This is a genomic window from Peribacillus simplex, assembly GCF_001542915.1.
Classification (GTDB): Bacteria; Bacillota; Bacilli; order Bacillales; family DSM-1321; genus Peribacillus; species Peribacillus simplex_B.
The window spans coordinates 164,758-189,155 of record NZ_LNNH01000012.1 but is presented as its reverse complement, the minus strand read 5'-3'; the positions used below and the strand labels follow the sequence as shown (position 1 = coordinate 189,155).

The 24,398-nt window shown below is 44.8% G+C and carries 28 protein-coding genes; 26 read left to right on the top strand and 2 right to left on the bottom strand.

Annotated features, from left to right (window positions below; translation table 11 throughout):
- The 13 genes from AS888_RS06020 to spoIID all read left to right on the top strand — a co-directional run.
- Positions 1-1,266: NADH-quinone oxidoreductase subunit C (locus AS888_RS06020; protein WP_081092357.1), on the top strand; the 1,266-nt coding region annotated here is incomplete at its 5' end.
- 5 nt (positions 1,267-1,271) lie between these two features.
- Positions 1,272-2,369: an NADH-quinone oxidoreductase subunit D gene (locus AS888_RS06015; RefSeq protein WP_061141271.1), complete on the top strand. Its 1,098-nt coding sequence runs from the start codon at positions 1,272-1,274 to the stop codon at positions 2,367-2,369.
- Positions 2,370-3,377: an NADH-quinone oxidoreductase subunit NuoH gene (gene nuoH / locus AS888_RS06010; RefSeq protein ID WP_061141270.1), complete on the top strand. Its 1,008-nt coding sequence runs from the start codon at positions 2,370-2,372 to the stop codon at positions 3,375-3,377.
- A 35-nt stretch (positions 3,378-3,412) separates the two neighbouring features.
- Positions 3,413-3,832, top strand: a complete 420-nt coding sequence (gene nuoI / locus AS888_RS06005) for an NADH-quinone oxidoreductase subunit NuoI (RefSeq protein WP_061141269.1) — start codon at positions 3,413-3,415, stop codon at positions 3,830-3,832.
- A complete protein-coding gene (locus AS888_RS06000; protein WP_061141268.1) occupies positions 3,829-4,347 on the top strand; it encodes an NADH-quinone oxidoreductase subunit J in 519 nt (172 codons plus the stop codon). Before nuoI ends, AS888_RS06000 begins: the two co-directional genes overlap by 4 nt.
- Positions 4,344-4,658: an NADH-quinone oxidoreductase subunit NuoK gene (nuoK, locus tag AS888_RS05995; RefSeq protein WP_061141267.1), complete on the top strand. Its 315-nt coding sequence runs from the start codon at positions 4,344-4,346 to the stop codon at positions 4,656-4,658. The genes AS888_RS06000 and nuoK overlap by 4 nt, the downstream gene beginning before the upstream one ends.
- Positions 4,659-4,692: 34 nt before the next feature.
- Positions 4,693-6,564: an NADH-quinone oxidoreductase subunit L gene (gene nuoL, locus AS888_RS05990; RefSeq protein WP_061141266.1), complete on the top strand. Its 1,872-nt coding sequence runs from the start codon at positions 4,693-4,695 to the stop codon at positions 6,562-6,564.
- Positions 6,561-8,084, top strand: coding sequence for a complex I subunit 4 family protein (locus AS888_RS05985; protein WP_061141265.1), 1,524 nt, complete (start codon positions 6,561-6,563; stop codon positions 8,082-8,084). The genes nuoL and AS888_RS05985 overlap by 4 nt, the downstream gene beginning before the upstream one ends.
- 3 nt (positions 8,085-8,087) lie before the next feature.
- The gene (gene nuoN / locus AS888_RS05980; protein WP_061141264.1) at positions 8,088-9,614 is read left to right on the top strand and encodes an NADH-quinone oxidoreductase subunit NuoN; all 1,527 of its coding nucleotides are present in this window, start codon (positions 8,088-8,090) and stop codon (positions 9,612-9,614) included.
- Between the two features lie 151 nt (positions 9,615-9,765).
- A complete protein-coding gene (locus tag AS888_RS05975; protein WP_061141263.1) occupies positions 9,766-10,008 on the top strand; it encodes a DUF1146 family protein in 243 nt (80 codons plus the stop codon).
- A gap of 162 nt (positions 10,009-10,170) precedes the next feature.
- Complete coding sequence (locus tag AS888_RS05970; protein WP_061141262.1) at positions 10,171-10,920, top strand: YwmB family TATA-box binding protein; 750 nt, start codon at positions 10,171-10,173, stop codon at positions 10,918-10,920.
- A 32-nt stretch (positions 10,921-10,952) separates the two neighbouring features.
- Positions 10,953-12,254: a UDP-N-acetylglucosamine 1-carboxyvinyltransferase gene (gene murA / locus AS888_RS05965; RefSeq protein ID WP_061141261.1), complete on the top strand. Its 1,302-nt coding sequence runs from the start codon at positions 10,953-10,955 to the stop codon at positions 12,252-12,254.
- 196 nt (positions 12,255-12,450) lie between these two features.
- Positions 12,451-13,488, top strand: coding sequence for a stage II sporulation protein D (gene spoIID / locus AS888_RS05960; protein WP_260320131.1), 1,038 nt, complete (start codon positions 12,451-12,453; stop codon positions 13,486-13,488).
- A 20-nt stretch (positions 13,489-13,508) separates the two neighbouring features.
- Here spoIID and AS888_RS05955 read toward each other — a convergent pair whose 3' ends face one another.
- Positions 13,509-13,934, bottom strand: a complete 426-nt coding sequence (locus tag AS888_RS05955; RefSeq protein ID WP_061141260.1) for a VanZ family protein — start codon at positions 13,932-13,934, stop codon at positions 13,509-13,511.
- Between the two features lie 152 nt (positions 13,935-14,086).
- Between AS888_RS05955 and AS888_RS05950 the strand changes: the two genes are divergently transcribed.
- The 8 genes from AS888_RS05950 (at position 14,087) to AS888_RS05915 (ending at position 20,525) form a co-directional block, all read left to right on the top strand.
- The gene (locus AS888_RS05950; protein WP_061141259.1) at positions 14,087-14,986 is read left to right on the top strand and encodes a M23 family metallopeptidase; all 900 of its coding nucleotides are present in this window, start codon (positions 14,087-14,089) and stop codon (positions 14,984-14,986) included.
- A 431-nt stretch (positions 14,987-15,417) separates the two neighbouring features.
- Entirely contained in the window at positions 15,418-15,690 is a 273-nt protein-coding gene (gene spoIIID / locus AS888_RS05945; protein WP_034315767.1) for a sporulation transcriptional regulator SpoIIID, read from the top strand.
- A 277-nt stretch (positions 15,691-15,967) separates the two neighbouring features.
- On the top strand, positions 15,968-16,969 hold the full coding sequence (gene mreB / locus AS888_RS05940) for a rod shape-determining protein (RefSeq protein WP_061141258.1): 1,002 nt from the start codon (positions 15,968-15,970) through the stop codon (positions 16,967-16,969).
- A 271-nt stretch (positions 16,970-17,240) separates the two neighbouring features.
- Positions 17,241-18,077 (top strand): flagellar hook-basal body protein, encoded by an 837-nt coding sequence (locus tag AS888_RS05935; protein WP_061141257.1) that lies wholly within the window; start codon positions 17,241-17,243, stop codon positions 18,075-18,077.
- 55 nt (positions 18,078-18,132) lie between these two features.
- Positions 18,133-18,981 carry a flagellar hook-basal body protein gene (locus AS888_RS05930; RefSeq protein WP_061141256.1) on the top strand — a complete coding sequence of 283 codons (849 nt, stop codon included), beginning with the start codon at positions 18,133-18,135 and terminating at the stop codon, positions 18,979-18,981.
- Between the two features lie 171 nt (positions 18,982-19,152).
- Positions 19,153-19,407: a DNA-directed RNA polymerase subunit beta gene (locus tag AS888_RS05925; RefSeq protein WP_061141255.1), complete on the top strand. Its 255-nt coding sequence runs from the start codon at positions 19,153-19,155 to the stop codon at positions 19,405-19,407.
- Positions 19,408-19,530: 123 nt separating this feature from the next.
- On the top strand, positions 19,531-19,959 hold the full coding sequence (fabZ, locus tag AS888_RS05920) for a 3-hydroxyacyl-ACP dehydratase FabZ (protein ID WP_061141254.1): 429 nt from the start codon (positions 19,531-19,533) through the stop codon (positions 19,957-19,959).
- A 263-nt stretch (positions 19,960-20,222) separates the two neighbouring features.
- Positions 20,223-20,525, top strand: coding sequence for a hypothetical protein (locus AS888_RS05915; protein WP_061141253.1), 303 nt, complete (start codon positions 20,223-20,225; stop codon positions 20,523-20,525).
- 108 nt (positions 20,526-20,633) lie between these two features.
- Here the strand turns inward: AS888_RS05915 and AS888_RS05910 are convergent, their stop codons facing one another.
- Positions 20,634-21,068: a YwpF family protein gene (locus AS888_RS05910; RefSeq protein ID WP_061141252.1), complete on the bottom strand. Its 435-nt coding sequence runs from the start codon at positions 21,066-21,068 to the stop codon at positions 20,634-20,636.
- Between the two features lie 372 nt (positions 21,069-21,440).
- Between AS888_RS05910 and ssb the strand changes: the two genes are divergently transcribed.
- From ssb to AS888_RS05895, 5 genes are all read left to right on the top strand, one after another.
- Positions 21,441-21,803, top strand: a complete 363-nt coding sequence (ssb, locus tag AS888_RS05905) for a single-stranded DNA-binding protein (RefSeq protein ID WP_061141251.1) — start codon at positions 21,441-21,443, stop codon at positions 21,801-21,803.
- A gap of 17 nt (positions 21,804-21,820) precedes the next feature.
- Positions 21,821-21,970 (top strand): hypothetical protein, encoded by a 150-nt coding sequence (locus tag AS888_RS26090; protein ID WP_185113037.1) that lies wholly within the window; start codon positions 21,821-21,823, stop codon positions 21,968-21,970.
- Entirely contained in the window at positions 21,967-22,113 is a 147-nt protein-coding gene (locus AS888_RS25530; RefSeq protein WP_155645400.1) for a hypothetical protein, read from the top strand. Before AS888_RS26090 ends, AS888_RS25530 begins: the two co-directional genes overlap by 4 nt.
- 291 nt (positions 22,114-22,404) lie before the next feature.
- Complete coding sequence (locus AS888_RS05900; protein WP_185113036.1) at positions 22,405-23,409, top strand: ABC transporter ATP-binding protein; 1,005 nt, start codon at positions 22,405-22,407, stop codon at positions 23,407-23,409.
- On the top strand, positions 23,390-24,358 hold the full coding sequence (locus AS888_RS05895) for an ABC transporter ATP-binding protein (RefSeq protein ID WP_061141249.1): 969 nt from the start codon (positions 23,390-23,392) through the stop codon (positions 24,356-24,358). Before AS888_RS05900 ends, AS888_RS05895 begins: the two co-directional genes overlap by 20 nt.
- Positions 24,359-24,398: the final 40 nt, after the last annotated feature.

The window sequence follows — 24,398 nt, the reverse complement described above, 5'->3', positions numbered from 1 at the left end:
GCACTCGCACGAAAGCAAGCGAAGGAGGAAGGGGCGGAGAAACCGTCAGGAGAAGAAGAGCTAGCGAAGCAAAAGGCAGCCGCAGCGGCGAAGGCAAAGGCGGCAGCACTCGCACGAAAGCAAGCGAAGGAGGAAGGGGCGGAGAAACCGTCAGGAGAAGAAGACCTAGCGAAGCAAAAGGCAGCCGCAGCGGCGAAGGCAAAGGCGGCAGCACTCGCACGAAAGCAAGCGAAGGAGGAAGGGGCGGAGAAACCGTCAGGAGAAGAAGAGCTAGCGAAGCAAAAGGCAGCCGCAGCGGCGAAGGCAAAGGTGGCAGCACTCGCACGAAAGCAAGCGAAGGAGGAAGGGGCAGAGAAACCGCCAGGAGAAGAAGAGCTAGCGAAGCAAAAGGCAGCCGCAGCGGCGAAGGCAAAGGCGGCAGCGCTCGCACGAAAGCAAGCGAAGGAGGAAGGGGCAGAGAAACCGCCAGGAGAAGAAGAGCTAGCGAAGCAAAAGGCAGCCGCAGCGGCGAAGGCGAAGGCGGCAGCGCTCGCACGAAAGCAAGCGAAGGAGGAAGGGTCGGAGAGTCCGCCAGGAGAAGAGGACCTAGCTAAGCAAAAGGCAGCCGCAGCGGCGAAGGCGAAGGCGGCAGCGCTCGCACGAAAGCAAAAATCTGCCGGTAGTGAGGGAGATCCTGAAAAAGCGAAGGCTAAAGCCGTTGCAGCGGCTAAGGCGAAGGCAGCTGCTGCTGCCAAGTCCAGGACCAACGTGGATGAAAGGACGGAAGATGACAATAAGAATGAGCCATCCCCAAACCAGCCCACACTCAATCAAATTGTTCATGCTATTGAAAGGCATGTAGGACAAGATGCATTAATAGACCACTATATTAATAACCTATCAAAGGATGTACCTACAATAGTGGCGAATCCTGATACATACTACTCAATAGCTAAATTACTGCGTTATGATGAAAAGCTTAACTTTTCTTACTTATCGGAACTCCACGGCACCGATTTTGAAACCCATATGGAAATCTATGTACATTTGCATTCATTCGACATGAATCAATCCATTGCCCTTAAGGTGAAGCTGGACAGAGATTCTCCAGCCATTCCCTCACTGGTCCCGTTATGGCAAGGGGCCAATTGGCCGGAATGTGAGGCCTATGATTTATTAGGTATCAATTTTCGTGAGCACCCTGACTTAAAGCGGATTTTACTTGGTGATGATTGGAAAGGGTATCCCCTTAGGAAAGATTATCAGCCTTATGATGTGGAGGTGTAACCCCAATGTTAAGGACGGAAGAAATGCTTCTCAATGTCGGACCGCAGCATCCGAGCACGCATGGCGTTTTTCGGCTCGTCATCAAGATTGATGGCGAAATTATAAAAGAGGCCACCCCCGTTATCGGGTATTTGCATCGTGGTACGGAAAAGCTGGCGGAGAACCTGCAATATACGCAAATCATTCCATATACCGATCGGCTCGATTATCTGGCGGCGATGACAAATAATTATGTGTTATGTCATGCTGTCGAAACAATGATGGGATTGGAGGTCCCTGATAGGGCTGAATATTTGCGGGTGATCGCCATGGAGTTGGGCAGAGTGGCGAGCCATCTTGTTTGGTGGGGGACATACTTGCTTGATATAGGAGCGACGAGCCCTTTTTTATACGCGTTTCGCGAGCGTGAAATGATCGTCAACTTATTGACCGAATTGTCTGGGGCACGGCTTACATTCAATTATATGCGAGTGGGCGGCGTGAAATGGGATGCCCCCGAAGGCTGGATTGCAAAAATCGCCGAGTTCGTGCCTTATATGAGGGAGCAGCTTGCCGGTTACCATGAGCTGGTGACAGGGAATGGAATCTTTGTGAACCGGGTTAAAGGGGTTGGCATCTATACGAAGGAGGAAGCGCTGCAGTATTCGCTTAGCGGTGCCAACTTAAGATGCACGGGTGTCAAATGGGATTTGCGGAAAAATGAACCATATTCGATTTATGACCGGTTCACCTTTGATGTTCCCACCCGGGAGGAGGGAGATGCCTTTTCACGGTATCACTGCAGGATGGAAGAAATCGAAGAATCATTGAAAATCCTTGAGCAGGCGGTTGAGCAATTTCCAGAAGGACCGGTCCTTGCCAAGGTTCCCAAAATCATAAAGGTGCCAAAGGGTGAAGCCTTCGTACGAATTGAATCACCAAGAGGGGAAATCGGCTGTTATATTGCGAGTGAAGGGAAAAAGGAGCCATATCGTTTGAAGTTTCGCCGGCCTTCTTTTTATAATCTGCAAATTCTCCCCAAATTATTGGAAGGGGAAAATATGGCGAACTTGATAACGATATTAGGAGCCATCGATATCGTTCTAGGGGAGGTGGATGGATAAATGATCAAGGATTTACTCCACTCCGCTCCAAGCCTGCTGAACTTTGGCATTTATTTTGGTTTGGCGGTCCTGCTGTTATTCGTCGTCCTGGGGTTTGTCACTTATGGAATCCTCTCGGAACGAAAAATCATGGGGTTTATGCAGCTGCGGATCGGTCCGAACCAAATTGGCGGGAAATGGGGTCTCTTGCAGACCGTTGCCGATGTTTTGAAACTTCTGATCAAGGAAGATACGATACCGAAAAAAGCCGACAGGCCGCTTTATATATTGGCGCCGGTGATCGCCTTTGCCCCCGCTTTCATGGTCCTTGCCACTTTGCCGTTCACCGATGCGTTCCAATTTGCCGATATTGGGGTAGGTTTGCTGTATTATGTGGCGATATCCGGCATTTCGACGATCGGCATCGTCACGGCGGGCTGGGCGTCCAATAATAAATATTCGTTGATCGGTGGCATGCGCGCAGCCGCGCAAATGATCTCTTATGAAATTCCCTTGGTGATGTCGTTAGTGGGAATCGTCCTTTTGACAGGCAGCTTGAACCTGAACGACATCGTGGCTGCCCAAGAGAAGGTTTGGTTCATTTTCCTTCAGCCGATTGCCTTCATCGTCTTCATGATTGCATCTGTGGCTGAGCTGAACCGGGTCCCTTTTGACCTTCCTGAAGCGGAATCGGAGCTTGTAGCAGGGTATCATGTAGAATATTCCGGATTTCGCTGGGCCTTCTTTATGTTATCGGAATATGTTTATATGTTTGCAATGGCCACATTAACCACTGTATTATTTTTAGGAGGATGGAATTCTATTCCGTTTTTGGATTTTATTCCGGCAGCCATTTGGTTCGGCCTCAAGTTCAGTGCGGTGTTCTATGTATTGGTTTGGATCAGGGTGACCTTTCCTCGGATAAGGGCCGATCAATTAATGGAGTTCGGTTGGAAGGTGCTGCTCCCGGTTGCGTTAGCCAATATATTCTTGACGGCCATCATAAAAGAAATCGTTCACCTTATTTAAAAAACTTAAAGCTGATCGGAAAGAGAGTGATGAACATGCTTGGTTTAGCTAAAGGTTTAAGCTATACATTAAAGAACTTGACCCGGAAAAAAGTGACGTATGACTACCCGAATGAACCGATGCCGCTTCCTGACCGCTTCCGCGGAATCCAAAAATTCTACCCTGAAAAGTGCATCGTATGCAATCAATGTGTGACGATTTGCCCAACGGACTGCATACAATTAACGGGAACAAAACATCCGGACCCTTCCAAAAAGGGGAAGATCATTGACACGTATGACATTAATTTCGAAATTTGCATCTTGTGTGATTTATGCACGGAGGTTTGCCCCACAGAAGCGATCGTCATGACGAACCAGTTTGAGCTGGCGGAGTATAGCCGTGATCATTTATTCAAAAATTTGGAGTGGCTTGATGAAAATGATGAGAATATCCGGAAGGTGAATAAAGTATGAGTGTATCCGGCGAACTGATTGCCTTTTTTGGCTTGGCACTCGTCGCCATATTGGGCGGGGTGCTGCTAATTACATTAACGAAAGTGGTGCACATGGTCATTGCACTCGTTTTTACCTTTTTAAGCATTGCGGGCATTTATCTGCTGCTTTCGGCGGAGTTTGTCGCCATCGTCCAAATCCTGATTTATTCCGGGGCGATTACGATCGTGATGTTATTCGGAATCATGTTGACGAACCATCGGGAACACGATGAACCGGCAAAAGGGGGGCGGGGGAAATTACCTCTGCTGTTAGCGATTGCAGGATTCGCTGTAGCCGTCTATCTGGGAATCTATGATTTGGATATACCGGTACAGCCGACTGCCTTGCATGAGGAAAATACAAAACAAATAGGAATCGCACTGTTCTCTAAATATGTGATTCCGTTTGAAGTAATGTCGGTACTCCTGCTGGTGGCTTTAGTCGGAGCCATCGTATTAGCTAAAAAAGATGATGAGGAGGGAGATCGATCATGACGGGAGTTCCCTTGTCTGCTTATCTCGTATTGGCGCTCGTTCTTTTTTGTATAGGGCTGTATGGGGCCTTGACGAAAAGAAATGCTGTGATCGTTTTGATTTCGATCGAGCTGATGCTGAACGCCGCCAATATCAATTTAGTTGCCTTCAGTAAATTCGGGGTAACACCATCGATTACGGGCCAGGTGTTTTCTTTATTCACGATTACAATCGCTGCAGCCGAGGCGGCTGTAGGGCTGGCAATATTAATGTCCCTTTACCGCAAGCGGAAGACGGTCAATGTCGATGAAATGGATATCATGAAGCATTGAGGGTTCATATGAATGAAGAAGGGGATTTGATACGATGATGGAGAACGCTTGGCTCATACCGATTTTTCCACTCGTCACGTTTATGGTTCTGCTTCTATCAGGTGGCCGGCTACGGGAGCGGGGGGCATATATAGGAATAATCTTTACGTTGGCTTCTTTTGTTTTATCGATGCTTACCTTGATGGAAAGGTTCACAGCACCTACTTATAAAACAACGATGGATTGGCTTGCGATAGGGGGCACGCAGCTTACGGCCGGATTCGAAATCAATCAGCTTAATGCCTTGATGCTTGTGATCGTTTCCTTTGTCAGCCTGCTGGTCCAAATCTATTCGTTGGGGTACATGAAGGGTGAAGAGCGATTCTCCACTTTTTATGCTTATCTGGGCTTTTTCACCTTTGCCATGCTTGGACTGGTCATGGCGCCGAATTTACTGCAGCTTTATTTCTTCTGGGAATTGGTCGGGGTAGGCTCCTTCCTGTTGATTGGGTTTTACTTTTATAAACAGGAAGCCAAGAATGCAGCGAAAAAGGCATTCATCATGACCAGGATCGGGGATGTAGGGCTATTGATCGGGATTATCCTCTTATTCTGGGAAACGGGCAGCTTCGAATATGGGGAGATTTTTCAAGCCGTTCACTCGGGTGTGATATCGGATGGGAGCTTGACGTTGATCGCCATCCTCATTTTTATTGGTGCCGTTGGGAAGTCGGGGCAATTTCCGCTTCACACATGGCTTCCTGATGCAATGGAGGGCCCAACGCCGGTTTCCGCACTCATTCACGCCGCAACCATGGTGGCCGCAGGCGTATATCTTGTAGCGACCATGTTCCCGTTATTCCTCGCTAGTGAAGCGGCCATGCAGGCTGTCGCCGTAACAGGCGGGTTCACAGCCATTTTCGCCGCAAGTATCGCTTCTGTCCAAAAGGATGTCAAGCGGGTATTGGCTTATTCGACCATCTCTCAGCTTGGCTTCATGATGCTTGCTTTAGGTACTGCGGGATATGTGGCCGGTGTGTTTCATTTAGTGACCCATGCCTTTTTTAAAGCACTGTTGTTTTTGGCTGCTGGCAGTGTCATTCATGCCATACATACACAGGATATTGAAAGGATGGGCGGATTATGGGCGAGGCTGAATTGGACAGGACCGCTGTTCTTGACTGGAACTCTGGCGATATCAGGGTTTCCCTTGCTCTCGGGCTTTTTCAGTAAAGATGAAATTTTGATGGCGGCATGGGTGAATGGTAACTATTTCTTGTTTTCACTCGCGGTGATCACCTCTTTTTTAACTGCCTTTTACATGTTCCGGCTATTTTTCATGATTTTTGCCGGAAAGTCTCGCAATCAAGCAAATCAGGTCAAGGAATCTCCTGGGGTCATGCTGCTTCCCATGCTTGTTTTAGGGGTACTGGCTGTGGTCGCTGGATATATCCAAACCCCGTGGTTCGGGACCTTCCTTGGTGAGTGGCTTGTAGAGGGGAATGAAGCTGTGCTTGGTGCCGGACATAGTGAGGGACCTGTTTGGATCATGGTCCTTGCCGTGCTTGTGGCGCTTGCCGGGATCGTCCTTGCCTATATGATGTACGCTAAAGCGAAGCTGCCCCGGGGCTGGCTCGTCAAAGAAAACTCCACATTATATCGAGTTTTGGAAAATAAATATTATATTGATGAAATTTATTATTTTACTATAGTTCATGCAACGAAAGGGCTTGGCTTATTTCTATCTTATATTGAGAGGTTCATCATCGGTGGCTTGATATCGACGGTAACCGGTTCAATAGAAGGGTTGGGGAAAATAGGATCTAAACTGCAATCAGGGCAGGTACAGCAATATGGGATGATCGCGTTTCTGGGTCTTGCGGTATTGCTGGTCATATTTGGTTTAACTGGGGGGTATTTAAGATGAATGCCTATTTGCTCTCGCTTTTGGTGTTTTCACCTTTGCTTGGAATCTTGATGGTCGCCCTGATGCCAAAAAATGAGGGAAGGACCATCAAGCAATTTGGCTTTTTCGGAACGCTTCCCCCCCTATTCCTCTCGTTCTTTTTATGCAGCCAATATTATTCGGGAGTGGCTCTTTCCAGCTTTAACATTAAGGTCGATTGGATCAGGTTCGGAAATTTGGAGATGTATGATCCCAAGCTTTTTACCGTGAATTTTGAGTTGGGGCTGGATGGGTTGAGTCTCATTTTCCTATTACTGACGACCATCATTTCTTCAATGGCGGCAATCGCCTCGATATATATAAAGCGCGGATGGAAAGGCTATTACTTGTTATTTTTGATCCTGGAGATCGGGATGCTCGGTGTCTTTACGGCAGAAAATCTGATTCTTTTCTTCATCTTCTTTGAAATGACGTTGATTCCCGCCTTCTTCTTAATTGGCAAGTGGGGCTTCCTTGAGAGGGAAAAGGCGTCGTATCATTTTCTGATTTATAACGGGATCGGTTCGGCCGTACTATTGGTGGCCATTTTGATTTTGTTTGCCAGGACAGGTACGACCAACATTGCGGCTTTGACCCAAATGATGACAATGGGCGGTGTATCGCTGTTTGCTCCGATTTCGAGTTCGATGAAATATGGATTATGCCTGGCCTTTCTGATTGCATTTGCGATAAAGCTGCCCGTATTTCCATTTCACAGCTGGATGGTGCGGGTTCATGCAGAGGCGCCTCCCTCCATTGTCATGATTCATGCTGGTGTTCTATTGAAAATAGGGGCTTACGGGATCATCAGGTTTGGAATGGGGATATTCCCTGAACAATATAAAAGCTTGGCATTTGCGATTGTACTGATGGGAGTCATCAGCTTTTTATATGGAGCCTTGCTAGCGATGCTGCAAACGGACTTCAAGCTTGTTTTAGCTTACTCATCGATCTCGCATATGGGGATCGTCATGATGGGGCTGGGGGCCTTGAACGATGCGGGGCTGCAGGGGGCGATCTTTCAAGTCATCTCACACGGCTTAATAGCTGCACTTCTGTTTTTCCTGGTGGGTGCATTGAACGAAAGGACAGGGACCACGATGCTCCCTGCGCTTGGGGGATTGGCGAAGTCGATGCCTGTATTTTCCGGGTTTTTACTGGCATGCGGTCTGGCTTCGCTCGGTCTGCCGGGCATGTCCGGCTTCATCAGTGAATTCATGGTGTTTCTCGGCTTATTCAAAAGTCAGCCTTTGCTTGCTGCAATCGGGGTGATCGGACTTGTTTTGACAGCCGTCTATATACTGAGGGCAGTCATGCGGATGACGTTTGGCAAGAATGATAGCTTGGTAGAGAAAGAGAAGCGGGATCTTGAAAGCTGGGAGTTTGTACCGGCATTGGCGCTTCTCGGCCTGATCATTGCGATCGGCGTGTATCCAAATATGTTAGGCGGGCCTCTTCAAGGTACGATAGAAGCCGTGATGCTAGCTCTAGGGGGGCGATGATAGATGGATTGGAACACGATGCTTTCTTATAATTGGGGAGCGATGATGCCTGAATTCATCATCCTTGGCACGACCATGGCTCTGTCGATATTGGATTTGTTCTGGCCGGTGCACTTTAATCGAAGGAAATTGGCGTGGCTCGCGCTAACCGGCATCATTTTGGCAGGTTTGTCGCTTGTCAGCCTACTATCCTTTGAGACAGTCAGTATTTTGTCCGATACATTTCGTTTGGATTCATTTGCAAAAGCCTTTAAGCTCCTGTTATTGGTCGGAGCGGGGCTTATCATCCTTCTCGCTGAAGGCTATGAGCCAAAAGAGGGATTGCGTGAACACCGTGGGGAATTTTATTATCTGTTCCTGACCGCTTTGCTTGGTGCGATGATCATGACCTCAAGCGGGGATTTGATAACACTGTTTGTCGGGCTGGAGCTGCTTTCCCTTTCATCCTATATATTAGTCGGAATACGCAAACGCGACCGTTCCTCTAATGAAGCATCGATGAAGTATGTGATAAACGGCGGGATTTCCACGGCCATCACCTTATTCGGGATGAGTTATTTATATGGGGTTACGGGTTCAGTCAATCTAGGGGAAATGAGCCGGACGATGGCCGGGATGACGGACAGCCAGCTGCAATATATCATGGGCCTCGCCTTCTTCATGGTTTTTGTCGGGTTATCCTTCAAGATAGCTGCCGCTCCCTTTCATATGTGGGCACCGGATGCTTATGAGGGTGCACCGATACCTGTGGCGGCCTTCTTAAGCGTCATTTCGAAAATGGCAGGTTTTGTCATCCTGCTGCGCATTTTTCTTTCCTTGTTCCTGACAGCTCCAGGTGATGCCTTCGGGGCACTCGACTTTTTGGAAAAAAATGATGGCTATATAGCATTCATGGCTGGTCTGACAATCATCATTGGAAATGTGGTTGCGTTAAGGCAGCAAAATGTAAAACGATTATTTGCCTACTCAAGCATTGCCCATGCAGGGTATCTCCTTGTAGCTGTGGCTACATTGGGCGGAGGGTATTTCCTGCTGGATACGATCTGGTATTATTTACTGGCATACGTATTGATGAACATCGGCGCATTTGCAGTCATTCAGCTGCTGTCCAGCCAAAGCGGTACAGAGGATATCAGCATTTTTGCGGGACTGGGAAGGAAATCTCCTTATCTGGCACTTGCATTCACCATCTATATCCTTTCGCTGGCCGGAATTCCAGGGACGAGCGGTTTCATTGGCAAACTGAATATCTTCCTCGGGACATTCATTACCGAGCCTGGCCATTTCGTCCTTGCCGGAATCATGATTGCAGGAACCATCGTCTCCTATGTGTATTACTTTGGATTATTGGTCCAGGTCTTTTTCCGGCCGATCCATTCAGATAAGGTCATAAAGGTTCGCTCGGGTGTTTCTGCCGTTCTGATCATTTGTGCAATCGGCACCGTACTTTTGGGGGTGGTTCCAAATATCGCCTTCGATTTTATTCATGAACAATTTGGTGATTTTACAGACTTTATTTCGGGTAAATGATATAATGCCTATAAATAGGGGCTTGTTCCATGGGATCAAGCCTCTATTTACGATTTATAAAAAGATATTTTGCAATTCTTCCTTTTATATTCCAAATATGAGGGCGTTTTGTGTTAGAATAGAAGACGGGTGTCTTTTAGGAGGTATGTACATGTTTTCAGCAATGGGACAGCAGGCTTTAACAGGGATAATTGCACATTTGTTTTTCATCGCAGTTACCTGGTGGGCCCTACAGGCATTACATTTCGATAAAATGTTAAGATCGAATTCGGTCATCAAGGCCAGGGTTTTATATATTTTATTGACGGTTGCCATCGGTTCAGTTGTGAGTAATTTCTTCCTTGATTACCTGGGATTTGCCAACCAACTCCCGTATATGTTCAGTGATGACTGATAGGCTGTAAGACTCTGTTTATAGCAAAATAAGATCCTACTCTTTTATTCGCCATGCCTTCCCAAGCAACATGCCAGCTGGAAGGTATCATCAATTGTCGGAAAACTTGAAGTATGATTTCTCTCCTTATGGTAATAATGCATAAAAGGGGAGGGATTTAACATGTATAATGTAAACAAAAAAATGTTAATATACATAGTATTTCTTGGTTTGATGGTGATTTTAATTGGGAATAGTACGATTGTGGCAGAAACTAAACCAGATATAGTCAAAATGGTTAAACTGTTACAAGAAGATAAGGATTTGGACATAGGTGATTGGTCTGTACTCGCTAGAGAGATAAATAAAGAGATTGCAACTAAACAAGAGTTCGAAAGCGAAGTTTACGCTTTGAAACAAAAATACCCTCAATTTCAATGGCACCGGAAAGATGATGCTTCCGGCTGGAAGGCTGAGGCGTTAACGTACAATATCGATTCAGGTCTAACCGAGTCTATCAAAATAATGACAACGAAAGAGGAACTTGATACAGTTACCTATGTCATTTATGAAGTGAAGGGACAGAAATGGAAAAAAGGCAATCCAGCCTTTTTTACAACCACATTCCAGAACAGGGTAAATGACCTATTTATAGGGGCTCCTTCAATTTTTTCTTGTATTAAAGGGTCTATCAATGATAATATGGATTCGGTTTTAAACTCTAAAACTGAAGACCTGTTAGATATGTTCCAAGCAAGGGAAATTGAGAGTGTGCATGAAACAAACTTTACATCAATATCTGCACATTCAACATTGTTTAAACAACCTTTGACAAAAGAAAAATTAAATTTGCAGTTTGGGCTACGGACAGAAGGATTGGGTGAACGAACGAACTTTGTAGTTGGCACACCAATCATAACGTTTGAATATTAATATAGAGAAAATGGACGCGGAGGGGAATACTTTTGGAAAAAATCATCGTCCGCGGCGGAAAAAGGCTTAGCGGGACAGTTAAAGTAGAAGGTGCTAAAAACGCCGTTTTGCCAGTTATCGCTGCAACATTATTAGCAAGTGATGGGAAAAGTATCATTAAAGATGTTCCTACGCTCTCCGATGTATATACAATCAATGAAGTATTGCGCAACTTAAATGCAGATGTTGCCTTTCATGATAATCAAGTAACTGTAGATGCATCAAGAGAGTTATTAGAAGAAGCACCATTTGAATATGTGCGTAAAATGAGAGCTTCCGTTTTAGTGATGGGCTCCTTATTAGCAAGGAATGGCCGGGCCCGCGTGGCTCTTCCAGGCGGCTGTGCCATCGGCTCACGTCCTATCGATCAGCATTTAAAGGGCTTTGAAGCGATGGGAGCAAAAGTAAAGGTCGGCAATGGTTTCATTGATGCCGAAGTCGAAGGAAGGCTTAAGGGTGCACGTGTGTATCTAGACTTCCCGAGTGTGGGTGCCACCGAAAACATCATGATGGCAGCAACACTTGCCGAAGGTATTACTGTTCTGGAAAATGTGGCCAAAGAGCCTGAAATTGTAGATCTTGCGAACTTCCTTAATAAAATGGGTGCCAAAGTAAGAGGTGCCGGTACGGGTACGATGAGAATCGAAGGCGTCGATAAATTATATGGCGTTGAACATCATATTATACCTGATCGTATCGAAGCTGGTACCTTCATGACAGCGGCAGCCCTTACTGGCGGCAACGTTCTTGTTCAAGGAGCTGTACCTGAACACCTTACTTCCCTTATTGCCAAAATGGAGGAAATGGGAGTCAAGATCCTTGAAGAAGAAGATGGCTTGCGCGTCATCGGGCCAAAAACCTTGAAGGCGATTGATATCAAAACAATGCCGCATCCTGGTTTCCCGACTGATATGCAGTCCCAAATGATGGCATTATTGTTGCGTGCCGAAGGAACAAGTATGATTACGGAGACCGTTTTCGAAAACCGTTTCATGCATGTTGAGGAATTCCGCCGTATGAATGCCAATATCAAAATCGAGGGCCGCTCCGTTATCGTTAATGGACCGACGAACATTCAAGGTGCTGAGGTAGCTGCAACGGATTTACGTGCCGCAGCAGCGCTTATCCTGACTGGATTGGTTGCGGATGGCATCACTCGCGTTACGGAATTGAAGCATCTTGACAGAGGTTACGTGAACTTCCACGGTAAATTGGCAGCTTTAGGCGCCGATGTGGAACGCATTAATGAAGATGTACCGGCAGAAACGAAAAAAATTGCCGATCTAAACGCATAAGATAGCTTGTAAAACCATTTACGTTTGAGTCATTGAAACGTGAATGGTTTTTTGTTGTTGGTACATGTATGGCACTTGCAGGGAGTTCCCGTTTTTCTATTCATAAATGCTTGTCCTTCGACATACATTTGTTATATAAAGATCCTGCCGATAGTTAAGCGCGGCAGAGAAAACAAGTGTAGGGAGGCTCAGGAGTTTGAAAGCAATCAAACCGATGATCGTACTATTCATAGCAGTAGCATTCGTAATTATCATGATTCCAGCAGTGCTTGTGCTTCCGTTTTCAAATGATAAGACAAGTGGTGAGTTAGCAGAACAATTAGAGAAGAAAGTGAAGAACAGCAGTAATGAAGTGAGTGCCAATGAAATGAGTTCCGTTGAAGTTGCCGTTTACCGTACCCATGCAAAAAAGATTGAAAAGGTGCCGTTGGAAACGTATTTGACTGGCGTCGTTGCAGCTGAGATGCCAGCGGAATTCGAGGAAGAAGCACTGAAGGCACAAGCGTTGACGGCCAGGACGTACATTGTCAATCAGCTTATTGGCGAGAGTCGCTTAGGTTTACCTGACGGTGCCGATGTGAGTGATACGGTCATGCATCAAGTTTATAAAAATAACGATGAGCTCAAAAAACAATGGGGCTCTGATTATAAATCGAAGATGAAAAAAATCAGCAAGGCCATCAAGGAAACGGAGGGGCAAATCCTAACCTATGATGGAAAGCCGATCACAGCCACATTTTTTTCCACAAGCAATGGCTATACGGAGAATTCGGAGGACTATTGGCAAGCGGATTTCCCTTATTTAAGAAGTGTATCGAGTCCGTGGGATAAAGAGGAGTCACCAAAGTTTTATAATAAAGTTGTCGTGAACACTGCCGATTTTGAAAACAAACTTGGAGTAAGTCTTTCATCAGGCACAACGATAGGGACTGTCGTTGAAAGGACTTCAGGTAATCGCGTCGGTATAGTGGAAATCGGGGGCAAGAAATTGACAGGAAAACAGATTCGTGAAAAGCTCGGGCTGACATCATCGGATTTTAACTGGGAGCGCCAAGGCAACCAGATCGTCATTACGACAAGGGGCTCAGGGCACGGCGTAGGGATGAGCCAATACGGTGCAAATGGAATGGCCAGGGAAGGAAAAAACTATGAAGATATCGTAAAGTATTATTATAAAGGAGTCAAAGTACAGTCCTCCAATAAGTGGCTGAATACGATGACCGCAAAAAAATGAGAGACGGGATATCCCGTCTCTCATTTTTTTGCGGTCGCTTTTTCGATGATGGTCAAAAAGCCCCGTCCATGCTTGAAATAATGATATTGGACATGGAAATAGACAGCAGCCACTCCAATGATATCTTTTATTATATCTATTAAGGTTGCTGAGCGGTACGGAATGAAGGATTGATGGTATTCATCCAAGACTCCGTAGAGGCATGCTACAAGGGCAGCCAGCAAGCTTAGGCCTGGTTTCAGTTTTTGGTTTGCGGCAAGGGCCGATACGAATAATATGAACAAAAGGGCGAATTCCACAAGATGAAGCGCCTCTTTTATAAATCGGTCAATCGACGATGATGGGAGGTCAAGAATCATGTCATCGGGGTTGCCTGACATGATCCAGATCGCAATCATATATAGAAAAGGCAGTAAGGTTAACACGAGTTTAAGGGCTTTTTTCATAAATTAAACATCCTTCGGCAGTAAGATACCAAACATTTTACCATTCCGCGAATAAAATCGGTTTCATTTCCACAAAATAAATCTAAAAAATTTTTTTCATGCGTGTATATAATCTTAACAAAATGTTCAGAATGATTGCTGAGGTGATTAATATGAGAGAGGAAGAAAAGAAATCAACTTCCACAATCCGACGTATACTAAAACAGCGTTGGGCGTTAGCAACAATCTATATCGCAAGTGCAGCCATAATCTTAGCCGCGGCCTTCTTATTACAAAATAGTTTTAATGATTCAGCTAATGATAGCAAAGAGGAATCAGCTGAAACAGGTAAAAACTATGGCGAGCCGTCAGTAGAGGTCAATAGTAATCTTGAAACAACCAAGATGCCTGTGGCCAATGCAGATAAGACGGTAATCAAGAAACAATTTTATGATGTGAATGCAGATGAAAAGGCACAAGAAGATGCTTTGGTTTTCTACAACAATAGATATGAGCAAAACAAAGGGATCGACATTGCAATGGAAGACGGAAAGTCTTTCGATGTTAAGGCTTCATTAAGCGGGAATGTAACGAAAGTTCAAAATGATGCCTTACTTGGAAATCTAATCGAAGTAGCGCATGAAGATGGTGTCGTTACTCGTTATCAATCTGTTAAAGACATTAAAGTTGCAGTTGGCGATAAGGTAAAGCAAGGACAATCGCTTGCTGCAGCCGGAAAAAGCCAAATCAATGAAGAAGCGGGCGTACATGTTCACTTCGAAATCAGAAAAGATAACATCGCGTTGAACCCAATCGAGTTTTTTGATAAACAAGCTTCTGCCATTCAAGCTGCAACTGAAGCGGAAGGAAGCGAACTTGACGACTCAGCCAAAAAAGAAGAAACACCTGCAGTCGAAGAATCTGAAACTGGCAAGGAAGAGACTCCTGCCGTTGACGAAACTGACGAAGGCACCGAGTTAGAGAATGGCACGGATAAGGAAGGCTCAACTCAAGCTGAAGATACAACGGAAGAAAGCGGTTCTTTAAAAGATTCGTTAAATCAATCTAATTAATAAAAAGATTTTTCATAAATCAAAACGAAAACCTTGGGCGTTACGAATGACAACAACTGAAAATTTGGTAAAAGAAAGCCGTTCACTCTGGACGGCTTTCTTTTTTTTCGGGGAAATACGTTCACTTTTGCTGAAACTTTTGAATTTCCGACAAATTTCTTGGGAAATAATTTTCTCCTTACAAAATAAAACAGGTCATACTTAGAAATATATCCAAACCTCCTGTCCCATTAGGCATATATTCTTAACCAAGCTAATAAGATGTTATAAACCATGCAAAGAGAGTGTTTGAGGTGAGGAATCGTTTATTACAAATTATCTAATAGGTGAATAATTCTATCTTTCATTGTTTATAGGGCAGCGGTATTCGATTCGAAAAATACGAATCTCATTTCACACTTCTCACATCCAATTTGGGGAGGTCGAGTGGTGTGCACGATTACATCAAAGAAAGAACCATCAAGATAGGAAAGTATATCGTGGAAACTAGAAAAACGGTCCGCGTCATTGCAAAAGAGTTCGGAGTCTCTAAAAGTACAGTCCATAAAGACTTAACGGAGAGGCTGCCAGAAATTAATCCTGATTTGGCTAACGAAGTAAAGGATATATTGGATTATCATAAATCCATCCGTCACCTTAGGGGCGGGGAAGCAACGAAATTAAAATATAAACGCTCTGAAAGAGAAGAAGAAATCGTCAAATAAACAGGGGACCATTCCGGCATTTGGATGTGAGTCGAGCCATCAGGGACAGGATGAAATCCGAACCTTGACGGCCATTCACTGCCGGGTTTTTTTTTGGCAAAAACAAGGATAGTACATATGGTATTGAAATTACTTACATTTTGGTAAAATAGGAAATAAAAGTATTCATTAACGTTTATTTATAATTCATACTTACTTGTGTCAATGCAATATGGTAAAATAAACAATTAGGACAGAAGTAGGTTATATGTGAGGATATTCAAGGAGGATTTAAGAAATGTTTGCTAGAGATATTGGGATAGATCTTGGAACAGCCAATGTTCTTATACATGTCAAAGGTAAAGGAATTGTGTTAAATGAGCCTTCGGTAGTGGCGATTGATAAGAATACGAACCGTGTTCTTGCAGTCGGGGAAGAAGCTCGTAAAATGGTAGGCCGGACCCCGGGAAACATCATCGCCATTCGCCCTTTGAAAGATGGAGTCATTGCCGATTTTGATGTAACAGAATCGATGCTTAAGCATTTTATCAATACATTGAATGTCAAGGGCTTCCTTTCCAAGCCGAGGATTCTGATTTGCTGCCCGACAAACATAACGAGTGTCGAACAAAAGGCAATCAAAGAAGCTGCTGAAAAAAGCGGCGGGAAAAAAGTATTTCTTGAAGAAGAACCGAAAGTGGCTGCAATCGGCGCCGGCATGGATATTTTTCAACCGAGCGGCAATATGGTCGTGGACATAGGCGGAGGTACGACGGATATTGCCGTACTGTCAATGGGTGACATCGTTACATCTTCTTCCATTAAAATGGCCGGTGACAAATTCGACAACGAAATCCTGCATTATATCAAGCGGAAGTACAAGCTTCTGATTGGTGAGCGTACAGCGGAAAACATCAAGATCCAGGTTGCGACGGTATTCCCAGGTTCACGCAATGAAGTCATCGACATTCGTGGCCGTGATATGGTGTCGGGCCTGCCTAGGACCATATCTGTCAACTCCGAAGAAATCGAGGAAGCTCTTCGCGAGCAGGTTTCCGTCATTGTACAAGCTGCCAAAAGCGTGCTTGAGCGGACACCGCCTGAACTTTCGGCTGACATCATCGACCGCGGCGTCATCTTAACGGGCGGGGGAGCCTTGCTTCATGGCATCGATTTACTGCTTGCCGAAGAACTTAAAGTCCCTGTACTGGTTGCAGAGCATCCAATGGATTGTGTAGCAATAGGAACTGGGATCATGCTCGATAATATGGACAAGTTGCCAAGGCACAAATTCAACTAAAAAGCGGATGGAAATCTGCATCATAAGATAAGGGTCTAAGGTTCAGACAAACATGGGGCATAGTGAAAGTGCGTGCGGTTCTAGTACTGATGAGCAATAGGCCCTCTTCTTTTATATCGGGTATTTAACACCATTCCTTTAAATCTGACCTAACCAATATTATTTCTGCCTAAAGCTTTTCATTTTCCTTAAGATACCGATGTTCATGTCCGATAAGAAAGATATGAGGAAATGAACGGCAGGAGTCTTTAAAGAATGAGGAGTGAAGAAGATGCTAAGAGGATTTTATACAGCTGCTTCCGGGATGATTGCCCAGCAAAGGCGCACTGAATTACTCACAAACAATATGTCCAATGCCAATACAACAGGGTATAAAGCCGATCAAACGAGTGTAAGGTCTTTTCCAGAATTGCTCATCAGCAATATGGGGAGCAAGACGGTTCCTACTGAAAATAAATTGGCCATCCCTGGATTCTCCAAGGTCGGGGGGCTTAGCACCGGCGTTTACGTACAGGAGGCTAACCCGTTATTCACCCAGGGTACATTGGAGGAAACGGGACTCCATACCGATATGGCCCTGGCTGATGAGAACCTGCCGATCAATGCAGATCGACGGAAAGGTTCCGTGCTTTTTACTGTCCAGAATGAGGATGGCGGGCTCCGTTATACGCGTAACGGCAGTTTTACCCTGGATGGGCAAGGCTATTTAACCACTCCTTCAGGTCAATATGTCCTGAATGAAAATAAGGAACGGATCAAGCTTGAGAGCGACCGTTTCAGCGTTACGGATGACGGTGTCATTTTAGAGGGGAATGTTCAAACCGCACGACTGGGCATCGGTTATTCAAATGATCCATCTTCACAGCTGATGAAGGATGGGGAAGGCCTGTATAAGGCTGTGGATAATGAGGAATTACCTAGCGCATATGCGGCCGTAGATGGCGGTTTTTCTACCAAGCAAGGCTTCCTGGAGGGCTCGAATGTCGATCAATCGAGGACGATGACGGAAATGATGTCCGCATATCGCTCATTTGAATCCAGTCAGAAGATCCTTCAAGCCTATGATAAAAGCTTGGATAAAGCGGTCAATGAAGTTGGCCGGCTTTAAGTGAACATAAGAAGAAAAACGTCACTGGAAAATTGACCATGTAAGGGGAATAGTCATGAATCGGACCATGATGACAGCGGCAAATACGCTGAACCAACTTCAAAGCAAAATCGATCAAATAAGCAATAATATCGCCAATGTTGATACGACTGCCTACAAAAAGACCCAAACAAGCTTCAATGACTTATTGATACAGAGTTTCAATAATCAACCGAATGAGTCCAAGGAAAAAGGCAGGCTGACGACACCGGGCCTTCGGCAGGGAACAGGCGCTATGCTGAGCCAATCCCAATTGGTGCTTTCACAGGGAGCGATAAAGACGACAGACCGTAACCTTGATGCCGCATTGACCAAGGAAGACCAATTCTTCACTGTGAGCGTTCAGGACGGTAAGGGGGTCAATACAAGGCTAACACGGGATGGGGCATTTTACTTATCTCCTAACGCGAATGATCCGGACCAAATGATGCTTGTTACATCTGCGGGGCATCAAGTGCTTGATGAAAATGGTGATCCCATCCAGATTGACGGGAATATTACAGACATTAAGATTTCGGAAGATGGAGTTCTGACGGTGAATACTGAAGAATATGGAAGGGAAAGCTTCGGACTTGGCGTCGTCTCGGTCACGAAACCGCAATTCCTTGACCGTCTAGGCGGAAATTTACTTGGCCTGCCCGAAAACATCGATGGCCTTGATGTAACCGTCGACGATATCATGACTGCACTGACAGGTGATTCCCGAAATCAAATAGCCGTCCGCCAAGGTGCCCTCGAGTCCTCCAATGTCGATTTATCAAAGGAAATGTCGGATTTGATCAATGTTCAGCGATCTTATCAATTTCAATCCCGGTCCATCACGATGGCAGATCAAATGAACGGATTGATCAATGGTATCCGTTAAGATATCTGGAAATTAAAATGCCTTCCTGCGGATTTACAGCAAATCGGTTATAATGGATTCATGACAATGAGAATCGTTTGGGGCTATCATTTTGCATAGTTGCCGAATTCCTGGAGTAAAGGGAAAATAAATCGGCGAGTTTTCTTAGGTAAAGGAGCTTTCACATTCTATATGGAACAAAATCGTGTAATGAGACAACAAATTGAAGAAGAGATAAATGAAGTCGAGACGAAACCGCATCGCAGGATCAAGGTCCGTCTTTTGCCAATTTGGCTTCGTTTACTAATTGTTATTGGATTGATATTCATTGCTGTATTATCAGGGGCGCTTTTAGGCTATAGTGTCATTGGGGGAGGGCATGCCCTGGATGTTTTCCAAAAATCGACATGGACCCATATTATTGACATAGTGAACAAGGACGCGTAATTTTCCCTTTCTTGGGGTGGGAATTACGCGTTAACCGATTTAATTACTGGGTCACTGCACCGCCTTCAAGGGCATGGGCGAGCCTTGTCATGTTTATAAAATGAATTCGCAGGAGGAACGAATATGCTTGATATCACACAAATTAAAGAAATCATTCCGCATCGCTATCCATTTTTATTGGTGGATCGGATTATCGAAATAGATGAAGGGAAACGGGCGGTAGGATTGAAGAATGTCTCTGCCAATGAAGAATTCTTCAATGGCCATTTTCCTGATTATCCAGTTATGCCTGGGGTTTTAATCGTTGAAGCTTTGGCACAGGTCGGTGCTGTAGCCGTTTTGAAACAAGAAGAATATAAAGGACGGCTTGCATTTTTTGCCGGAATCGATAGCTGTCGCTTTAAAAAGCAAGTGAAACCGGGCGATCAACTGCGTCTTGAAGTTGAAATAGTGCGGATGAGAGGATCGATGGGCAAGGGGAAAGCGGTCGCAACTGTAGATGGCGAAGTAGCATGTGAAGCCGAAATCATGTTTGCCTTTGGTGACAAATAAATCATCCACCGTTTTTTAAAAAGATGGTTTAAGCGGCCACTAGGCGGTGTATATAATAAAGAGCACTGCTTGCTTTTGAACGCAAACTGAATTTCAGACCCTTTTTTTATTCTCCCTTTGAAGGCTGGACATTTTATGTCCGGCTTTTTTTTGATCGATTTCGGATGTGGCACATTTTCTTTTTAAATTTTAAATAGGACGCAAGTTATTTTCACATTCGGGCAAAATAGCTAATGATTAAGAAAGAAGGGAGGTTGCCAAAAATGATGAAGAGCAGAATTTTAGCACTAATTGGGGGATCTTTATTATCCATAATGTTCCTTGCCGGATGTGGAACGAATGATAATGATAACAATCCCGCGCCAGAAGATGACAACAACATCATGGAAGATGATAACAATGGCGTAAATGATAATGACGGCGGCACAGATGATACCGACATGAATGATAATGATGTGAACGATCTGGATAAAGATGATGACGGTATGATGGAAAACGATGATACCGACATGAATAACGACGACGATGACTTAATTAAAGATGATAAAAAAGATAACAATAAGTAATAGCAAAAAATGATAAAAGACTGGCTAGTGAAGAAGGATGTATATCCTTTCATCTATGTCAGTCTTTTTTATGTGTATATTCGGTTAGGGGGTTAAGGGGCAAATTCTTTATTTATTCGTTGCCAATTTAGGCTTCGAGCGGATTTTTTGTTTGAATTCATTTATCAATTCATCACCGACAAGACCTTTTTCGACCAAATCTTCAAGCAGGAGTTCTGCATATTTGCTGCGCGTCTTCTGGATATGACCGACGAATAAGAGGCTATAATGGTTACCTACCTTTCTAATCGTACGCAAGGCGGTGTGAAATAAAGCCGGTTCATTATCTTTTTTTGTAATGACGGCCTGGATATAGACCTCACCGTCTATATTTGGAAGCGATGGCTCAAGCTCCTTGAAGTGATTTTCATCCACAAAGGCTTCCAGCAGCCAGGTCCTGGCATCGTTTTCCTTATTTATTATCAGCCCGTCTGTTAATGCAATATCAATCAAGTGTAAATTCTCCGTAACAATTTGCAGCGAGATCAATTTAAACGATTTCATCTAATTCCTCCGTTTCTTGCCAAAAGAGCGGAATATACCCCTCTCATACGTGATTTTTAATCTATCCAAAATGACCTTTGTCGATTAATCCTTATAAAGGTAATTATATCATACTAAAAGACGGCCCCTTAATGAAATGAAAACCCAGCAATTGTCTAAATTATGAAGGATAGGATAAAAATTTGCAAAATATTTAATTTTGTTAACTATTTGGTTATTAACTTATTTTAAGCAGGATAATTAGATTTTTAATCGATTTACATCCTTTTCAAGAAGGTTAAGGCTGAAATTAGACCGTTTCCGCCATTTTTTTATTGAATGAAGAACGAGTATGATTAAAGCATCTTAAAGGGAGGGAGAGAAAAAGACAAGATGATTAACCAAGTAACCCTTGTCGGCAGGCTTACGAAGGATCCCGTGTTAAGGTATACCCCCGACGGCAAGGCTGTTTCCAACGTCACTTTAGCGATCAACCGTAACTTCCGTAATACGGTTGGTGATTACGAAGCGGACTTCGTACAATGTATCATATGGAAAAAGTCGGCTGAAAATACTGCCCAGTATTGTAAAAAGGGGACACTGATCGGCATCACGGGCAGGATACAAACGAGGAGATACGAAAACAAGGATGGCAAGAACATATACGTAACGGAAGTGGTTGCAGAGATGGTTCAATTCCTAGGGCCTAAACAGCAAGAAGTGAAGCTAAAAGATTTCGAGCATATTGGCTTATAGACTTGGAGGTTGAGCAATTGAGCGAAGAGTGCAAGGTGTGCCATGGAAAAAAAGCTTCATTATATAAAATTGTGCAGAACAATAAGCGGTTGGAAGAACGCGTTAGCATTTTAATTGGCCATGTGGCAAGGGCGCAGGTGAGAAACTGGGATAATGAAAATGAATGACGAAAGGTCAAAGTGTCGCTTACTGGAATGAATTACAAAACAAGTATTTATATGACCATAATGAAAAATTAGCGGAAAGGATTTCGGCCCTCGAAAAAGGTGAAGGATTTTTAGGTGACAGAAAGAAACTTCGCAACGCTTGAGGGTGATGGCAAGCTCTCTCCCCCCATGATGATCCCCCTATAGCTAATACAGTTTCCCCGCTTGATACTCCGTTTTACCTCATCCTGGAATCAAGTTAGTTGATTCCCCCTCTTTTAGTGACTGCGAAAAGCAGTCTTTTTTTTATGCCAAAATACGCATTTTTCACGAAAATAAAAATATTATTCTGTTAAATTAGAATTTTTAGAAAACATGTTGTAAAATTTTAATTTTGATGCAATAATAAACCAAATAATATAATGGTAAAAAAGTTATATATAGGAAGTGATATGATGGTCGAACCGATTATAAAGGTGAATGGGCTGCGAACCAGTTTTCGTACGGACGATGGTGTCATTCCTGTTGTGAATTCAATCGATTTTCACGTCAATCCCGGTGAGGTGTTAGGGATTGTAGGGGAATCGGGATGCGGGAAAAGCGTAACTTCTTTGTCCATCATGGGACTGGTTTCTTCGCCGACTGGCAAGGTCGAAGGAGAAATCCTGTTTAAAGGGGAGAATATCGCGAATGCCTCTGAAGCGAAAATGAGGAAGATTCGCGGGAATGACATAGCGATGATATTCCAGGAACCGATGACAAGCCTGAATCCTGTGTTCACGATTGGCGACCAGCTGGTGGAGACGCTCCGGATACATAAAAAGTGGAGCAAAAAACAGGCCAGGCTTAGGGCTGTTGACATGCTGAAGCTGGTTGGGCTTGGCCGTGCCGAAGAATTGATCAATGAATATCCCCATCAGCTTTCGGGCGGGATGAGACAGAGGGTCATGATCGCCATGGCCATGATCTGTGAGCCGAAACTCCTTATCGCGGATGAGCCGACAACGGCCTTGGACGTGACGATTCAAGCACAAATCCTTGAGTTAATGAAGAACTTGAATAAAGAAACCGATACGGCCATCATGATGATCACCCATGACCTTGGGGTTGTGGCGCAGATGTGTGAACGTGTCATTGTCATGTATGCCGGCAAGGTCATAGAGGAAGGGAATGTGCAAACGATTTTCCAAAATCCAAAGCACCCTTATACCGTCGGACTGCTTCAGTCGATACCGGACATGCGAATAAAGAAAGAGCGCCTTTACTCGATTCCCGGCAATGTCCCAAAACCTGGGACAAGCAATCTTGGATGCCAGTTTGCGCCGCGCTGCTCCCATGCCATGGAGCAATGTGTGAATGAGACCCCGTCTCTATTGGATTTTGGCGATGGTCAGCAAGTCCGTTGCTGGTTGTATGAAGATGGGAAAGGAGCAGCCATGCATGAATCAAACATTGGTTAAGGTGGAAAACCTTAAGAAGCATTTTCCGATTAAAGGCGGTGTTTTAGGAAAGACGGTTGGCGAGGTCAAGGCAGTCGATGGCCTGTCGTTTTCCATTTATAAAGGGGAAACCTTGGGACTTGTAGGTGAAAGCGGTTGCGGGAAGTCGACGACGGGAAGGCTATTGCTTCGATTGCTCGAGCCGAGTGAGGGGAATGTCTACTTCGAAGGGAAGGACCTGACTTCCTTATCCTCACGGGAAATGAGAAAAATGCGCCGTGAAATGCAGATGGTGTTCCAGGATCCATTCGCTTCCCTCAATCCTAGACACACCGTTGAAAAGATCTTGGAAGAACCGCTTATCGTTCATGGCGTAAAAGATAAAAAGGTCCGTAAGGCGCGTGTTCAGGAGCTGCTCAAGGTTGTCGGCTTAAGCGGTTACCATGCGAAAAGGTACCCGCACCAATTCAGTGGGGGCCAGCGGCAGCGCATCGGGATTGCCAGGGCACTTGCCGTTAACCCAAAGCTGATCATCGCCGATGAGCCGGTATCCGCACTGGACGTGTCCATTCAGGCGCAGGTCTTGAACCTCCTGCAGGATTTGCAGGAAGATTTTGATTTGACGTATCTTTTCATTGCCCATGATCTTGGCGTCGTGAGGCATATCTCTGACCGTGTCGGTGTCATGTATCTGGGACATATAGTCGAATTGACGGAGAGCGAGGAATTGTATGAGGATCCTCTTCACCCGTATACACAGGCTTTATTATCGGCGGTGCCGATTCCCGATGTGGAGTACAAGGGAGATAGGGTGATCCTGCAGGGCGATGTTCCAAGTCCTTCTAACCCTCCAAGCGGCTGTCCGTTCCATACGAGGTGCCCCAAAGCGATGCTGGAATGCAAATCGGAAAAGCCAATCTTGCATGAACATAAACCTGGTCACTACGTTGCTTGTCATTTATATAACTGACATGACGGCGTATACATAAATTCTCGAAAATAAGGGGGAA

Bases quoted from the DNA above. Each gene is read 5' to 3' on its own strand.
- nuoH (WP_061141270.1), top strand. From the start codon at position 2,370: ATGATCAAGGATTTACTCCACTCCGCTCCAAGCCTGCTGAACTTTGGC.
- nuoL (WP_061141266.1), top strand. From the start codon at position 4,693: ATGATGGAGAACGCTTGGCTCATACCGATTTTTCCACTCGTCACGTTT.
- AS888_RS05900 (WP_185113036.1), top strand. From the start codon at position 22,405: ATGGTCGAACCGATTATAAAGGTGAATGGGCTGCGAACCAGTTTTCGT.
- AS888_RS05925 (WP_061141255.1), top strand. From the start codon at position 19,153: ATGGAACAAAATCGTGTAATGAGACAACAAATTGAAGAAGAGATAAAT.
- AS888_RS05985 (WP_061141265.1), top strand. From the start codon at position 6,561: ATGAATGCCTATTTGCTCTCGCTTTTGGTGTTTTCACCTTTGCTTGGA.
- mreB (WP_061141258.1), top strand. From the start codon at position 15,968: ATGTTTGCTAGAGATATTGGGATAGATCTTGGAACAGCCAATGTTCTT.
- AS888_RS05910 (WP_061141252.1), bottom strand. From the start codon at position 21,068: ATGAAATCGTTTAAATTGATCTCGCTGCAAATTGTTACGGAGAATTTA.
- AS888_RS05950 (WP_061141259.1), top strand. From the start codon at position 14,087: ATGAGAGAGGAAGAAAAGAAATCAACTTCCACAATCCGACGTATACTA.
- nuoK (WP_061141267.1), top strand. From the start codon at position 4,344: ATGACGGGAGTTCCCTTGTCTGCTTATCTCGTATTGGCGCTCGTTCTT.
- AS888_RS05895 (WP_061141249.1), top strand. From the start codon at position 23,390: ATGAATCAAACATTGGTTAAGGTGGAAAACCTTAAGAAGCATTTTCCG.
- AS888_RS05955 (WP_061141260.1), bottom strand. From the start codon at position 13,934: ATGAAAAAAGCCCTTAAACTCGTGTTAACCTTACTGCCTTTTCTATAT.
- AS888_RS06015 (WP_061141271.1), top strand. From the start codon at position 1,272: ATGTTAAGGACGGAAGAAATGCTTCTCAATGTCGGACCGCAGCATCCG.
- AS888_RS25530 (WP_155645400.1), top strand. From the start codon at position 21,967: ATGACGAAAGGTCAAAGTGTCGCTTACTGGAATGAATTACAAAACAAG.
- AS888_RS05935 (WP_061141257.1), top strand. From the start codon at position 17,241: ATGCTAAGAGGATTTTATACAGCTGCTTCCGGGATGATTGCCCAGCAA.
- AS888_RS05915 (WP_061141253.1), top strand. From the start codon at position 20,223: ATGATGAAGAGCAGAATTTTAGCACTAATTGGGGGATCTTTATTATCC.
- nuoN (WP_061141264.1), top strand. From the start codon at position 8,088: ATGGATTGGAACACGATGCTTTCTTATAATTGGGGAGCGATGATGCCT.
- fabZ (WP_061141254.1), top strand. From the start codon at position 19,531: ATGCTTGATATCACACAAATTAAAGAAATCATTCCGCATCGCTATCCA.
- AS888_RS06000 (WP_061141268.1), top strand. From the start codon at position 3,829: ATGAGTGTATCCGGCGAACTGATTGCCTTTTTTGGCTTGGCACTCGTC.
- ssb (WP_061141251.1), top strand. From the start codon at position 21,441: ATGATTAACCAAGTAACCCTTGTCGGCAGGCTTACGAAGGATCCCGTG.
- nuoI (WP_061141269.1), top strand. From the start codon at position 3,413: ATGCTTGGTTTAGCTAAAGGTTTAAGCTATACATTAAAGAACTTGACC.
- AS888_RS05930 (WP_061141256.1), top strand. From the start codon at position 18,133: ATGAATCGGACCATGATGACAGCGGCAAATACGCTGAACCAACTTCAA.
- AS888_RS05975 (WP_061141263.1), top strand. From the start codon at position 9,766: ATGTTTTCAGCAATGGGACAGCAGGCTTTAACAGGGATAATTGCACAT.
- AS888_RS05970 (WP_061141262.1), top strand. From the start codon at position 10,171: ATGTATAATGTAAACAAAAAAATGTTAATATACATAGTATTTCTTGGT.